The 15,262-nt window shown below is 41.3% G+C and carries 14 protein-coding genes and 1 tRNA gene; all 15 read right to left on the bottom strand.

Going from position 1 to position 15,262, the window contains the following annotated elements:
* Positions 1-57 precede the first annotated feature (57 nt).
* Entirely contained in the window at positions 58-843 is a 786-nt protein-coding gene (locus GMD3S_RS0206895; RefSeq protein ID WP_000760749.1) for an ABC transporter permease, read from the bottom strand.
* Between the two features lies 1 nt (position 844).
* The gene (locus GMD3S_RS0206890; protein ID WP_000240152.1) at positions 845-1,663 is read right to left on the bottom strand and encodes an ABC transporter permease; all 819 of its coding nucleotides are present in this window, start codon (positions 1,661-1,663) and stop codon (positions 845-847) included.
* A gap of 1 nt (position 1,664) precedes the next feature.
* Entirely contained in the window at positions 1,665-2,657 is a 993-nt protein-coding gene (locus GMD3S_RS0206885) for an ABC transporter ATP-binding protein (protein ID WP_001240815.1), read from the bottom strand.
* A gap of 319 nt (positions 2,658-2,976) precedes the next feature.
* A complete protein-coding gene (locus GMD3S_RS0206880) occupies positions 2,977-3,522 on the bottom strand; it encodes a histidine phosphatase family protein (protein ID WP_001066186.1) in 546 nt (181 codons plus the stop codon).
* Positions 3,523-3,573: 51 nt separating this feature from the next.
* Positions 3,574-4,506 carry an alpha/beta fold hydrolase gene (locus tag GMD3S_RS0206875; RefSeq protein WP_000734266.1) on the bottom strand — a complete coding sequence of 311 codons (933 nt, stop codon included), beginning with the start codon at positions 4,504-4,506 and terminating at the stop codon, positions 3,574-3,576.
* 130 nt (positions 4,507-4,636) lie between these two features.
* Positions 4,637-5,518: a class II fructose-bisphosphate aldolase gene (locus tag GMD3S_RS0206870; RefSeq protein WP_001018999.1), complete on the bottom strand. Its 882-nt coding sequence runs from the start codon at positions 5,516-5,518 to the stop codon at positions 4,637-4,639.
* Positions 5,519-5,657: 139 nt separating this feature from the next.
* Positions 5,658-6,986 (bottom strand): sensor histidine kinase VncS, encoded by a 1,329-nt coding sequence (vncS, locus tag GMD3S_RS0206865; RefSeq protein WP_000831388.1) that lies wholly within the window; start codon positions 6,984-6,986, stop codon positions 5,658-5,660.
* Entirely contained in the window at positions 6,983-7,639 is a 657-nt protein-coding gene (gene vncR, locus GMD3S_RS0206860) for a response regulator transcription factor VncR (RefSeq protein WP_000697942.1), read from the bottom strand. The genes vncS and vncR overlap by 4 nt, the downstream gene beginning before the upstream one ends.
* Positions 7,640-7,887: 248 nt before the next feature.
* Complete coding sequence (vex3, locus tag GMD3S_RS0206855; protein ID WP_000903007.1) at positions 7,888-9,267, bottom strand: ABC transporter permease subunit Vex3; 1,380 nt, start codon at positions 9,265-9,267, stop codon at positions 7,888-7,890.
* 50 nt (positions 9,268-9,317) lie between these two features.
* A complete protein-coding gene (vex2, locus tag GMD3S_RS0206850) occupies positions 9,318-9,965 on the bottom strand; it encodes an ABC transporter ATP-binding subunit Vex2 (protein WP_000173737.1) in 648 nt (215 codons plus the stop codon).
* 12 nt (positions 9,966-9,977) lie between these two features.
* Entirely contained in the window at positions 9,978-11,255 is a 1,278-nt protein-coding gene (locus GMD3S_RS0206845) for an ABC transporter permease (protein WP_001068253.1), read from the bottom strand.
* 394 nt (positions 11,256-11,649) lie between these two features.
* Positions 11,650-11,735: transfer RNA gene (locus GMD3S_RS0206840), tRNA-Leu, on the bottom strand.
* A gap of 80 nt (positions 11,736-11,815) precedes the next feature.
* The gene (locus GMD3S_RS0206835; protein ID WP_001029648.1) at positions 11,816-12,391 is read right to left on the bottom strand and encodes a cysteine hydrolase family protein; all 576 of its coding nucleotides are present in this window, start codon (positions 12,389-12,391) and stop codon (positions 11,816-11,818) included.
* Positions 12,391-13,179: a GTP-sensing pleiotropic transcriptional regulator CodY gene (codY, locus tag GMD3S_RS0206830; RefSeq protein WP_000940726.1), complete on the bottom strand. Its 789-nt coding sequence runs from the start codon at positions 13,177-13,179 to the stop codon at positions 12,391-12,393. The genes GMD3S_RS0206835 and codY overlap by 1 nt, the downstream gene beginning before the upstream one ends.
* A 283-nt stretch (positions 13,180-13,462) precedes the next feature.
* Positions 13,463-15,040 (bottom strand): DEAD/DEAH box helicase, encoded by a 1,578-nt coding sequence (locus GMD3S_RS0206825; RefSeq protein ID WP_000671078.1) that lies wholly within the window; start codon positions 15,038-15,040, stop codon positions 13,463-13,465.
* Between the last annotated feature and the right edge of the window lie 222 nt (positions 15,041-15,262).

The following is a 15,262-nucleotide window of genomic DNA, read 5'->3' as shown; positions in this document are numbered from 1 at the left end:
ATTTTCAACGGTTGTTTGTAACATATTTAATGTTTAAATCTCATCCTATTTTATATCTTACGAACCCGCACTTTCGTAAGCGTCCAAGCCCCTGTCCCAGAGTTTTAAAGAAATAACAAAGAAAACAAGGGAAATCAAAATCAACCCACCAATGTTAAAGAGCCCGTCTTTATCCTGCAAGAAATAGCTGGCAGGATAGTAGGCTGTAAAGGCGAAAGGTACGATAAAGCTAATCAACCAACGAAGGAGCGAATTGTAAATGGAAATCGGGTACTTGGCAAAATCATTAAACATATAGAAAATATAAATCATGGCACCTGACTGCTTGGTCCAAAAAGCGATGCTGGCAGTCGCGATTTTCAAGGAAGTATAGATCAAGGTCGCAAAAGGAATGCAGACTAAGAAAAGCAGGAATTTGGGAAAAGTCCAAGCAATACTAGTTACCGTTGTCGCTAGCAAAATACCTCCGACCAAAAGTTCGCCCAAGGCATCAATCTGAAAGGTCTCAACGAGGATATGGAAGAGCGGATTGATAGGACGAGTCAGATACTTATCAAACTCTCCCTTTCGCACCAAGCGCTGCCCTAGTGCCCAGAGATTGTCAAAAAAGAGATGGTCCAATCCCTTGGGAATCAAGGAAAATCCATAGATAAAAGCGATTTCTTGAAAGGTCCAGCCTTCAAGCGAGGGGATATGTTGAAAGAGTACATTGAGAAACAAGAGGTTCAAACCTTGGGTCAGAAAGACACCTAAAACACCAACCACAAAATCAACCTTGTATTCCATGATTTGCTTGATGTATTGTCTGATAAAAATCAGGTGCATGCGTTGATATTTTTTCATACTAACCTCCCTGAATGGTGATAAAGGACTGGACTCGTTTCCAAATCAATTGAGACAAGCCCACCATCACTAAGAGCCAGAAAACCTGTAGCAAGATAGCTTGAAGAATCTGATTGGCATCGTATTTCCCAACAATGATCATGACAGGAGTGTAGATCAAGGATGAAAAAGGCAAGAAGGACAGAATATCTGAAACCACCTTTGGAAAGAAAGCCAAGGGAATCAGACTTCCAGACATAAAGGCCACTATGGAAGTCTTGAGTAGATTGGAACCCCATAGATTTTTAAATACAAAGGCTGAAAATCCAAAGCAGATATTAAAGAAAAAGTTAATCAGGTAGGCCAGCATTAAGCTAAAAAGATATAGGACCGTTAATCCCAGCACTTCTACAATCCCTTGCCCCGATAAGATTTTCATCAAGACAATGACACTTAAAAATGGCAGTCCAACAGAGATAAAAATCAACCACTTGGAGCCAAGCTCGGTGAAGAGATATGAGGCCGCAAAATGCACTGGTCTCAGCAAGCGCATGATAATGGAGCCATCCTTAACCTCCTCCCCAATCATAAAGGAAGAATCTGACTTGGTCAAGAGATTGGTCACAAAACTCATGATGATGTAGAGGGTGATATCAGCCATACTGAAGCCTTGAATCAAGGACTCTTGTGAGGAATCAAAGACGGCCTTCCAGAGATAAAAGGCCACAAAAGCTCCCATCACATCACCAATCCGATAGAGAAGAAAATTCACTCGATAGGTAATCAACTCCTGAATCCCTGCATTGATAAAGGGTTTATAACGTCTCCACAATTTGACCATCTTAGAGCTCCTTTCGGTAGAAGCGACGGATAATATCCTCAATATCCGTATCCAACATCTTCAAATCGCGAATTTCAAAATCAGACAGGGTTTGCTTGATAATATCAGCTGACTGGTAGCGGGAACTATCAAATTCAATATTGAGGCTATTTCCTTGTCTATCAATGGTCATATCAGGCAGGCCTTCATAGTAAGAAAGGAGATGACTTTGACCTGGTAGCAGTTCAAAGGAAAGAGTCTTCATCTTGCCAAAGGTCTCCTTGAGCTGGCTAACCGTTCCATCAAAAATCTCTTGCCCCTTATCAATCATAAAAATTCGATCACAGAGTTGCTCAATGTCGCTCAGGTCGTGAGTGGTCAAGAGGATAGTTGTTTCTTCCTCCTGATTGATCTGGGTAATAGCCCGACGAATATTGTCCTTGACGGAAACATCCAGACCAATGGTCGGTTCATCTAAAAAGAGAACCTTGGGATTGTGAAGCAAGGAAGCCGCAATATCCGCCCGCATCCGTTGCCCCAGTGAAAGAGTCCGCACGGGATCCTTGATAAATTCCTTCAAATCCAAGACTTCATTTAAAAAGTCCATGCGTTTATGAAAAAGTGAGTCTGGCACATCGTAAATCTCTTTCAAGACCGTGTAGGTCTCTTGCAGTGCCAAATCCCACCATAGCTGGGTTCGTTGTCCAAAGACAACCCCGATATCCTTGACATAGTCTTGACGATTGTCCTGCGGAATCTTGCCATTGATCCGACAATAGCCCGATGTCGGTTTTAAAATCCCTGTCAGCATTTTGATGGTTGTTGACTTCCCAGCACCATTTGCGCCGATAAAACCTAGAATTTGGCCCTTGGGTACCTCAAAAGTCAAATCCTTGACCGCTTCAAAGGTCTGCTTTTCAGGATGAATAAAGGAGCGCAAAGCCCCTTTCAAGCCTGGTTCCTTAACAGTCTTCACAAAATTTTTCTGAAGATGTTCCACTTCTATCATTGCCATATCTATCTCCCTATCGCAAGGAATAGCAACATTGTATTTTTGACTACAAATATTCTAAGTCCTTACTTTCTAAACTTTCTAATTGTTATTCTTACAGAAGGCTTTATACCAACCTATTATAGTCCAATAAAAAACGGAATGCAAGCGTTTGCCTACAGATTATGAAATTAGAGATTTCACTCTTAAAATGCTATTTTAAATCCAAAATTCTGGTTTAATAGTTTCCTTAAAACACCAAAAAGACCTGCCCGATGGGCAGGTTACGAGTTGTAAAAAGCAAACTATTTTGATCAATATGATTCACTATTTAATCAACGAACTAATCTTTCAAAATTCTTTTCACAATCCCATCTCTATCAATTAGAAAACAATCTGGAAAGGTCATATGCTCCCATTTTTCATAATCAAAACTGGAATCAAAGTGATGTAGTAGTATTCCTATCAAATTCCCGTGTGAACTAAGTAAAATCATTTTTTCTGAGTATCTCTCTTCCAATTCCATTAAAAAATTTAGTACTCTAGCTAGTGCGTCTTGATTTGATTCCCCTTCTAAAAGAGATTCACTAGGATTTTGCCATAAATATTTAATACTGTCTTCAAACTCAGAATCTTTTATAAAGGTTGAAGATAATTTTCGCTCTCGTAACCGATTATCAAGAACTATTTTATCAAATTGAATTGGCGAGCTATTAATCGTTTCAAATGCTCGTTTATAAGGACTAGAAAAATAATAATCAATATTAAAAGAATTCAAAAAATCTAACTGGTCAAGAGATGAGAATCCTTTTTCTGATAAAGTTCTATTGAAATCATCACTTGAAAATCTTGAATGAGCATGTCTAAGTAAAATATAAGAATTATTCATAAGTCATTACCTTTCAATTATTATCATCAGTCTCAATGGATTTTTAAGCCCTCAATTATTCTCTAAAAATTCTTTAATGCGAGAAACAATAGCATCGCTTTGATAATGATAGAGGTCGTGAGGCGCATCCATATAGACGACTTGAACATTAGACTGGTCGCTTGCAAATCTCTCTGCATAACGTTGCCATTCTGATTGGCTAAAACTGGTGCCTTCGCCGTTAGATACCAGTAATAAGGTGGGAATTTTCGGATTGATGCTAGAGGGAACTTTCTTAGCATTTTCCTTTACCGTTTGAGATTCATAAAGCATGGCTTGTGACATCAACTGCTTATAAGCTAGAAGTTTATATTGTTTTCGTTCATTTTCGGTCAGAGTTTGATTTTTTATATAAAAAGACTCAGGTAAATAGCGTAATAAACCAATCTTGCTACTCCAATATGCCACAGTGAGCAAGGCCTGATTATCCTTTAAATTCTCATAACTTGACGGCAGTGCCCAATCCAGACCAATCAAGGCTTTCACTTCATCAGGATACTTCTCCTGCCAAGCCAAACTCTCTAGACTAGCCATGGAATGAGACAGAATGATAAACGGCCCTGTGATATTTGCTTGGGAAAGAGCTTGGCGAGTCTCAGACAAAACCTCCATCACATCTCTTGAATGATTGCTATCATCACTATAACCATATCCCGCCCTCTCCACGATAACTAGCTTATACTGTTTCGATAAGGATTCCGATACTTCTTTAAAATCCAATATAGGAGAAGCAATACCAGCACCTGAGATAACTACTATAGTCTCAGGTCCTTCACCTTGAACATAAACATTCATTTGATGACCATTGACAAGAACTTGCTGTCCCACAGGTGTTAGTGAGGCTTGTTCCTTTTCCAAACTGATACGATGAAAGATGAATGTTGCCCCTAAAAACAAAAGAATGAAACTAAGAAAGCCAAGACTCCATTTTTTCAGTTTTTTCATAGCATTATTGTACAAAAATTAGACTCTTTTAGCAACTTAAGATAGATTCTTCCCCAACATATTCTCTATAGTTTCAAACACCAAAAAACCTGCCCTTAGGGGCAGGTTCTTTCTGTATTGTTCAGCTCGATTAAGCTTTACCTTCTGAACCGAATACGTCGATGCGTTCTTCAACTGATGCTTGGATAGCTTTTACACCGTCAGCCAAGAATTTACGTGGGTCGAAGAGTTTTTTCTTGTCGTATTCTGCTTCGTTTGCTTCGTAGTCACGAGCAAATTTACGAGTTGCGTTAGCGAATGCGATTTGACATTCAGTGTTAACGTTAACTTTCGCAACACCAAGTTTGATAGCTGCTTGGATTTGCTCATCAGGAATACCTGATCCACCGTGCAATACGATTGGGAAACCTGGAAGAGCTTCTGTCAATTTTTGCAAGTGGTCAAGGTCAAGACCTTCCCAGTTTGCTGGGTATGGACCGTGGATGTTACCGATACCAGCTGCCAAGAAGTCGATACCAGTTGCAACCATTGCTTTAGCGTCTTCGATTGGAGCCAATTCACCTTTACCGATGATACCGTCTTCTTCACCACCGATAGTACCAACTTCAGCTTCTACTGAGATACCTTTAGCGTGAGCTTTTTCAACAACTTCTTTAGCCAATTTAAGGTTTTCTTCAACTGGAAGGTGTGAACCGTCAAACATGATTGAAGTGTAACCAACTTCGATACACTCAAGTGCATCTTCGTAGTGACCGTGGTCAAGGTGGATAGCTACTGGTACAGTGATACCCATTGACTCAACAAGGTTAGCGATCAAGTTGCGAGCAACTTTGTAACCACCCATGTATTTAGCAGCACCCATTGAAGTTTGGATCAAAACTGGAGCTTTTTTAGCTTCTGCTGCACGCAAGATAGCTTGAGTCCACTCAAGGTTGTTTGTGTTAAATCCACCAACTGCATAACCGTTGTCACGAGCTGCTTGGACAAATTTTTCTGCTGAAACGATTGCCATTTGTCAGGCCTCCTATATATTTTTTGGGACATCCCATTTACATTGTTCATTTTATCACTTTTTGACAAAAAAAGCTAGTTTTTCCCATACTTTAGATTGAATTTCTTCCAACTCAATCAATGTAAACCCTTTCTTTCCCTTAGTCTTGATCGACTTTAGGATAAGACATGAAGAAGGTCAAACGATAATCTTGCATCTCAAAATGATAAGGTAATTTCTCGTGTTCTAATAAACTTTTGACCACAAAGAGCCCCATTCCTGAACCCTTGGCCTTGCGACTAGCATTTTCAGAAAAAGACTGGGCCAATTTTTCTTGTTCTTCAGAACTACAGCTATTCTCAATAAAGAGTTCTCCTTCTCTCTCCCCGATGCGGACCAGGCCACCTGGAGTGGAGTGCTTGATGGCATTGCTGATGAGATTAGATAGGATCAATTTCATGACAGATGGGTTTATGTAAGCTTGCTGACGGGTTAGGCTAATGTCTACCTGAAGTTCTCTCTCCTTGGCGAGCAAAGCATAATCATTAACCAGACTTTGCGTCATCTGAAGAAGGTCGACCTCTTCTTTCTCGTCTCGCAATTCCTGAACAGAAGAAAGAGACAGTATCTGGAGAACGTGGTGGCTGAGGTCATCCACAATCCCCAAGGCAACTCCAAGATAATGGTCTCTATCCTTATAACGGCCGACATTTTCTTTCATATTTTCGATTAGGATTTTCAAGCTAGCCAGTGGTGTTTTCAATTCATGAGAAGCTCCTCGCAGGAACTCAACCTTCATCTTCTCCAGCTGGAGAATAGCTTCATTCTTGTCATGCAAGTCCGCAATGACAGTCAAGAGATGCTGGTAAAGGCTATTGATTTGTTCCTTGAGATCACCAATCTCGTCCTTAGAATCTACACGCAATCGCACTTGGGCATCCAAATCCATCATCCGACGGGTCACTCGCTTGATTTCCAAAATCGGTGCAACAATGGTTCGAGCATAGATATAGGCTACCAAGAGGGAAATCAGAAAGGATGCCAGCAAGGTATAGGGGAGAAACTGGAGACTGATCTGCTCTGCTTCTTTTTGCAAGTCCATGGAAGCTAGAAATTGGAGAGTCATGGTGCTACCATCTTGCGTTTTCACCTCACGCTCCTCGATAAAGAGGGAAATGGTCTGGCGGTCCGTATCCAGAGGAAGATTGTCCTTGACTTCTAACTTGTCCTCGGTCATCTCTCCCTTGACAGCCCCTTTGATATCACTGGTCTGGGAATACAAGTCTAAGACTTGCTCAATATTCTGCCTATCTTTTCCGTCTAGGGATTGGGCAATAGCAGTCGCTTTCTGACCAATGGTTTCCTGACGATGGCTCAGATAAGTAGAGGGAAAGAGAAAATAAATGGCTAAATGAAGACAAATAACCAGAACACTAAAAATCGAGAAGGTATAGCTAAAAATCTTTGTAAATAAACCTGTTCGTTTCATTTTCGCTCCAATTTATAACCAACATTGCGCACAGTGAGGATGCAATCCAAGTCTAGCTTTTTCCGCAGTTCTTTGATATAGACATCAATGACACGGTCAAAGGGAACCTCATCTGTTGCCTTCCAGACCGCATCGATAATCTGAGAACGAGTCAAGGCCCGTCCTTCATTTTTCACCAGATAGTCCAGAATTTCCAACTCTTTGGCATTAATGGCCACTTCTTGACCTGCGAGGCTTGCACTGTAACTCTCAAAATCCACCTTGGTATCCTTATAGGAGAAGACTCGTCCCGTATCGTAGTAGCGCTTGAAAATTGCATCCACCCTCACTTTTAGAAGGGAGAGAGAGAAGGGCTTTTCCAGATAACCATCTGCTAGAGAAGCAAAAGCACTCATCTTGTATTCCTCATCCTGAAAGGCGGTTAACATCAGGACAGGGACCTGACTGGTTTTACGAATCTCCGCTAGGACTTCGAGGCCATTAAGCTTGGGCATTTGGATATCCAATAAAACTAGGGCTACTTCATAGCTGGAAAATTTTTCCAGAGCTTCTTGACCGTCTGCTGCCTCAATGGTTTCATAACCACAATCCGTCAAATAGTCACTGATTCCCTCACGGATCATCTCTTCATCTTCTACAATTAAAATTTTCATAGAAAAAACGGTTCACATCCTTTAAATTTCTTGTAAATCTCCTCTGTTTCATCCTGATAGGAAGAGTCCTTATACTCAATGAAAACCAAAGAGCAAACTAGGAAGCTAGCCGCAGGCTGTACTTGAGTACGGCAAGGTGAAGCTGACGTGGTTTGAATTTGATTTTCGAAGAGTCCTTATCAAGACAAAACAGATAAAAATGCTACCTATATTATACCCCATTTAGGGGAGAATAGGTAGCAAGTTTTTTATTCGCTATCGAGCAAGAGTTCTTTTGGTTGTTTTCTAAGGAGATTGCTTGAAGCAAGCGCCATAACGAGAACCACTAGAACCAAAGCAAGGACAAAGACGATGATAAAGTCTGATGTCTGAATGGAAATGTCTAGGCTCGACAAGGTCTTGCTAAAGCCGTCTACTTCTGCACCACCACCAAGGTTAGAAGCTTGAGCAGCCTTACTGGCTTGCTTGGCAACACCTGAAGTGACATTGGCAAGAACAGTATTTCCGATTGCACGGGCTGTGTAGTTGGCTAGGAAGTAAGCAGAAACAAGAGCAGGGATGGCAATCAAGATCGATTCGGTGATGAATTGCCCCAAGATACTTGCCTGCTTGAGACCGATAGAGAGGAGGATTCCCACTTCCTTGCGACGGGCATTGATCCAAAGACTGAGCAAGAGTGCAAGGAGAAGAACTGAGAAGCTCAAGCTACCCCAAAAGAGGAGGTTGGCCATCTTGTACATACCAGAGATGGATTGCTCTAGAGCTGGGTAGTTAGAGGAGCTCTTCACAAGTGTGTAGCTCTTCCAGTTGATACCGCTGATACCATTCAACTCTTTCATGACGTCATCCAAGTTCTTGTCCGCTGTTACAAAGAAGGTTGCGTCCCCATAAATAGCTGTGTCTTCTGTGTATCCATAAAGTTTTGCAGCAGTGTGAATGTCTGTGATAGCTGTGTTTTCATAGAGTTCTTGTGAGTAGGTTACTGCTGACTTATTGTGACCATCAAAGAGTCCCTTGATTGTCACTTCAACTGTTTCTTTGGCCCCTTTTTCATTGTCTGCATCATAGACATTAGAGTCCAATTTGACCTTATCTCCGACTTTCCAACCGTGTTTGGCTGCCAAGTCCTTGTGCATGAGGATCTTGTCCTTGTCGTCGTTGGTTAGGTGCTCACCTTCAACTAGCTTATATGAGCCAGAGACAAACTTGTCTTCTTTAGAGGAGTCATTGACACCTGTAATCATCAAACTGCTTCCAAACCGTTTGGCACGGTCTGCAGTGAGATTTTTCTTGGTTTCTGGCGTTTCAATGAGGTCGTATCCAGTCAAATCTCCGATAACGTTGATGCGTTTAACATAAGACTCGATGGCCTTATTTTCGGTGATTTTTTTGATATCCTCACCCTTAATATTCCCAGAACCACGTGGCGTTCCTTGATTGACGCGACGATTGATTTGCATGGAGAAACTATTGGTGATATTTTTAAAGGTCTCCTGAGAGGCCTTGGCAGTAGCTCCCTTGATCGACAAACCGACCAAACTCAAGCTCGCCATGAGGAGAATAATCAGGAAGATAACAATCGATTTGAAAAACTTCCTTGTAACATAGGCAAATGCGTTGTGTAACATAGGTTCCCTTTCTAGATTTGATTTCATAATTCTATCAAAACAAGCTCATCTTATTTTGTAGTGTTGCGAGTTTCAGTCAGTTTCTTGTCCTTCAATTCAAGTGTAATATCTGACGCTTGTGCCACTTCTTTACTGTGGGTGACGACGATCACACATTTACCTGTTTTCTGGGCAAGTGATTTGAGCAGTTCGATAATATCTCCAGCAGTTTTAGGGTCCAGATTTCCTGTTGGCTCATCAGCTAGAATAACTGGAGCTTCTGAGACTAAACTGCGAGCGATGGCTACACGTTGCTGTTGACCACCTGATAACTGGAGAACGTTCCGCTTGATCTGACTTTCATCCAAACCAAGCTCAAGAAGTGTATCCTTGCTTGCTTTTTTGTTGACCAAGCGGATATTTTCCAGCGGAGAAAGATAATCTATCAAGTTATAATTTTGAAAGACCAGGGAAATATGGTGCATGCGATGGTATGAATACCCCTTGTTCCGAATGTCCTCTCCTTGGAAAAGGATAGAACCTTCAACAGGACTATCTAGACCAGCCAGTAGGGACAAGAGAGTGGATTTTCCTGCTCCTGACTCACCAATGATACTATAAAATTTTCCGGGTTCAAAATTATACTTGATCTGATATAAAACTGCTTCAGCAGTGTTCTTATAACGGTAGGTAACATCTTGCAATTGTAATAAAGTCATGATTTCTCCTTCTTAACTAATAGATGATAAAATTTCTTTCGGCGATTTTCTAAATAGAAATACGAAACAAAGGGCTACAGACAAGCAACCAATCAGGAGCAGAAAGACATAGGATTCTGCAAAGGATAGGAGACTGGTTGATAGACCACTTGCTTTGGCCAGCGTGTCCTGTAAGGTTGCCTGATCTCCACTGGCTAGTACAGTTTGGAGTAGATAGGATGTGATGGCATTTCCAGCGATAAAGGATGGAAGCAAAGCTCCAAGTGATACCAAAACTACCTCTAAACAGAACTGGAGGAAGATCGAACTCTTGCCTTTTCCAAGTGCCAGAAGAATCCCCACTTCGTAGACTCTTTCTCTCAACCAGAGAGACAAGACCAAAATTAGGGCTCCTGCTCCTGCTATCAACATCCCATAAAGGAAGATGGTCAGGAAGGTTTGGAAGGTTGCCACTGAGTCTTTGATTTGTTCAAAGGCCTTGTTTTCCTTCTCGACTTGGTAGCCTTGACTTTCCAAAGCCAAGTTTTCCACCTGCTTCATGAGTCCGTCCATTTCCTTAGGATTTTCTACATAGAAGCGCGCTGCACTGACCTGCGGTTCACTATTTCCCAGAAGGGTTTGGCTACTTTCATAGTCTGTAAAGACCTGGTTTTCACTGAAGTCGGAAGACAAGCCTGTGAACTTTTCTTGTTTTTTACCAGAAAAGATGCCGACAATTTCAAACTCTACTGTTTGCCCCTTTCCAGCTTCGGACTGACCAGCATCCAAGCGAATCTTGTCGTGAAGCGAAAGACCATTCTTCTTGGCCAACTCTTCGTGGATGAGGATTTTCTTGGAGTCCCCTTTTTGAAGGTGTCGCCCTTCTTTTAGATTGAAAGCCGAACTGGTAAAGGTGACATCCTTGGATGAATCCTCGAGAGCCGTTAAGCTAACCAAGTTCTTGTCTGCAGCTGACAAATCATCACGTTCTACGCTCTGCTCACCACTCACCGCTTCCTTGTCTTTTAGTTTTGCGACCGTCTCAAGTTCAGGAGAGACATTTTCCAGTCCCTTAATCTTGCTCACGGATGCAAGGTCAGACAACTTGAAGGTCTGTCCATTTTCGATCTTTTTGATAGAAAAAGAAGTATTGAGTGATTTGTAAAGATTGCTTTCTACTGTTTTGTTGGACTTCATCAGAGTCAAACAGGCTGAAATTCCTGCTAAAAGGACAAATAAAATCAGAAATAAAATAAAACTTCTCAGTCGTTTTCTGCTGACATAAGCCCAAGCTCTTTGGATTGGATTCATTTGTCACCTCCATATTTGTAAGACTATTATAAAATCCAAATATGAAATGTTTATGAAATCAAAAATTTTTTTGATTTATTTTTTGAAAAAATGAAGAAAGCTAGCAACTGCTAACTTTCCTTCTTATATAAGGAAGTATAGTACCAATCAAAAATCTACTTCATTTTAAAAATGATAGTCACATCTTTCTGATTAGTCTTTTTCCATTTCCTAAGTTCTTCATTTTCTGACTAGTGTTTGAGGATATTCTTGATAGAATGAAATAGTGAACTCAGTTTAAATGTTCTGATACAATGAACTGTTCTTGATGCCAATATTTTTCTATACACGAAACGTAGCCTCTAGTCTTCTTTGTAAAAACAAAAAGAGCTAGCCAAAGCTAACTCTTACCCTATGCGGAGAGAGGGACTTGAACCCTCACGACCTAAAGCGGTCACAGGATCCTTAGTCCTGCGCGTCTGCCAATTCCGCCATCCCCGCGTCGATTACTTTACTAGTATATCAACTTTCAAAATCTTTGTCAACACTTTTTTCAGATTTTTTTCATTTTTCCAACCGGCTTATAGTTCAATTTCAGCAAGGTTTTCATCCAGTAATTTTGCTCCCAATGTGTTCTTAAAATGCCCAAGAGCAAACAGATGATTTTCTGGCCAAATAGAGGCAACCGCAGGTTTGACAACTTCAATGTCATAACCTAAATTGTAGGCATCAATAGCCGTATGAAGGACACAAATGTCAGTCAATACACCGGTCAAAATGACCGTATCTACCCGACGTTCCCGCAAACGGATATCTAAGTCCGTTCCTGAAAATGCTGAATAGTGACGTTTGTCCATCCAAAAGACGCGACTATCCGCCTCATGCTCAGCATAAAAGTCAGCTAGGGGGCCATAAAGGTTACGACCACTAGTTCCGATGATGTTGTGTGGTGGAAAGAGCTTGCTTTCTGGGTGGAATGTATCCTTCTCTTCATGAGCATCAATGGTAAAAAAGACATAGTCTCCACGATCAAAAGCTAATCTGGTTGCCTGATCAATGGCTTTTGATATTGCTTGAGCGGGAGCGCCAGCAGTTAGCTTTCCATGGTCTGCTACGAAATCCTCTGTATAGTCAATCGAGATTAAAGCTTTTGCCATTAGTAGTCCCTCTTTTTCACTTCCTCAAAAATATCACTAATTAGAACTTTGAGATAAGTCCCCTTCATTCCTAATGAGCGACTCTCAATAATTCCCGCTGACTCCAGTTTACGAAGCGCATTGACAATCACTGAGCGTGTAATGCCAATACGGTCTGCAATAACAGACGCAGTCAGCTGCCCTTCATTTCCATCCAATTCAGCTAAAATAGCTGATACGGCACGAAGTTCTGAATAGGAAAGGGTGTTGACCGCCATGGTAACAGCCGTACGACGGCGAATATTTTTCTCATCTTCTTCACGTTGAAAGTTCAATAGTTGAATTCCCACAACCGTGCTCGCAATCTCGACAAGAATCAAATCTTCATCTTCAAATTTCTTATCATTGCGCCAAATGATTAACGAACCTAGGCGAATCCCTGATACATGAATCGGAGCAATAGTTGTCAACCCATCTGGAAAGTCCGCACGGCTCTCCACAGGGAAAATGGTCAAATCATGTTCAACAGGAAGATTTGCTTCCGTATCATAAATCATGTTCGCCCCTTGTACATAGACCTCAGGGAAGGTTTTGGTTTGGAAGAATTGTTCTACACGGTCATTATTGGTCTTATAACGCATAAAGTAGCCCAAGAGACGTCCCTTGTTATTCACAATACAAGCGTTACAGTCAATAATATCAGCTAACTGGCGTGTGATCGCATTGTAAGGAAGTTCATCTTGGAGTTGCTCCTCAGAGCGCTTTAGAATAGACGTGATTTTTCTTGTTTTTTCTAATAAATGTGCCATTTTTTACCTCGCATATAATCGCTTCCATTATAACATAGAAAAGTCTTTATTTCAATAATTATCTGAAAATTGCTTATTTAATTGCAATTTTGAACAGCAAAAATATTTTAGAAAAAAAAGCGATTTTTTTATTGACATCCTATTTTATTTTTGATATTATAACATTATAAGAAGATGACATGATAAATCCCTTTCCGTTTCACCTATCCTTTACTATCACCATCTTCTTTTACTATCGGTCTCCTTATATATAAAAGCGATTCACACTGTGAATCGCTTTTTTCTATTTGTCTCCTTTGTTACGAATAACAAAGCCGGTCTTCTTTTCGCTTGAAGTGTTGCGAGGTTTTTTATTGTCTTTATTACGGTAACGTCTGTCTTTATCAAAACGATCGTTCCCACGACTGCCTTTTTTGAAATCATCACGGCGACCATTGCCGCGGCGATCACGGTCTCGACGGTCGTCCCCACGACGGCCTCCACGACCTCCCTTACCTTTGCCACCGAATCCATTACCTGATGGTTTAAATGGCAGTGGTTTTTCACGCGCAATCTCCACTTCAGGAAGGCTGTCTGGATCTTGGACTGTCAGACTCAAGATATACATAGCCAATTCTTCTGGACTAAATTCTGCAGCTAACTTACGAGCATCTTTAGCAAATTTCTCAAAGTTCCCACGAATGGCTTCGTCTGCGAAGTCTCGTTCGATTTTCTTGAGCGCTACTTGTTTCTTAGCTTGGAAGGCTTCTTCTGCTGTCGCTGGTTTCAAGCCTTTCATGCGTTTCTTAGTCAAGGTTTCGATGATTTGAAGGTAGCCCATTTCATTTGGTGCTACGAAAGTAATAGATTGACCTGACTTACCAGCACGACCTGTACGACCGATACGGTGAACATAACTTTCAGGATCTTGTGGAATATCGTAGTTGTAGACATGGGTCACACCTGAGATATCCAAACCACGTGCTGCAACGTCTGTCGCAACTAGAACATCAAGATTCCCATTTTTGAAATCACGAAGGACACGAAGACGTTTGTTCTGGTCTAAGTCACCATGAATCCCTTCTGCACGGAAGCCACGGATTTTAAGTCCACGAGTCAATTCATCTACACGGCGTTTGGTACGACCAAATACGATAGCAAGCTCTGGTTGTTCCACATCCATAAGACGTGTCATGGTATCAAATTTCTCTTGTTCCTTGACACGGATATAGTACTGATCTACCAATTCTGTTGTCAATTCCTTGGCAGCAATCTTGACATGCTCAGGGTCTTTCATAAACTGAACACCGATACGTTTGATAGCATCTGGCATGGTTGCTGAAAAGAGCAAGGTTTGACGATTTTCAGGGACACGGGAAATGATGGCTTCAATGTCTTCAAGGAAGCCCATGTTGAGCATTTCGTCCGCTTCGTCAAGAATCAGAGTTTCAATATCTTGTAATTTCAAGGCCTTGCGTTTAATCAAGTCCAAGAGACGGCCTGGTGTTCCTACCACGATGTGGGCACCAGATTTAAGAGCTTTGATTTGTTTTTCAATGCTGGAACCACCGTAAACTGAGCGAACTTTCACTCCCTTGCTACGGCCAAAACGGAAGAGTTCCTCTTGACTTTGGACAGCGAGTTCACGAGTTGGAGCGATAACCAAGGCTTGGATGGTCGCTTCTTCTGTACGGATTTTTTCAAGGGTTGGCAAGCCAAAGGCTGCAGTTTTTCCTGTACCTGTCTGAGCTTGACCAATAACGTCTTTTCCTTCGAGAGCCAAGGGAATGGTCTGTTCTTGGATGGGACTGGCTTCTACAAATCCAGCTTTTTCAATCTCTGCTAGCAATTCAGCAGACAAGTTAAATTCATTAAATTTCACGTTATTCTTCTTTCTAAAGGTGGTGCGAAGCCACCCTATAGGGCTTTAGTTTATACTTTTCTTTTCATGACGTATCTTCTACAAAAAAGAGATACCGTGTTGCTTCTTTTCCACGAAAGAAAAGTACTGGTTTCTTTGCAACCTATCTAGTATAACACAAGAGAGAAGCAAAAGATAGCCCAATTTCTCTAGAAAATCATGTAAGCGATTTTCTAGCAGTAA

Origin of the sequence: Streptococcus sp. GMD3S (assembly GCF_000298695.2) — a bacterium.
Taxonomy (GTDB): Bacteria; Bacillota; Bacilli; order Lactobacillales; family Streptococcaceae; genus Streptococcus.
This window is presented reverse-complemented; position numbering and strand designations above follow the sequence as displayed.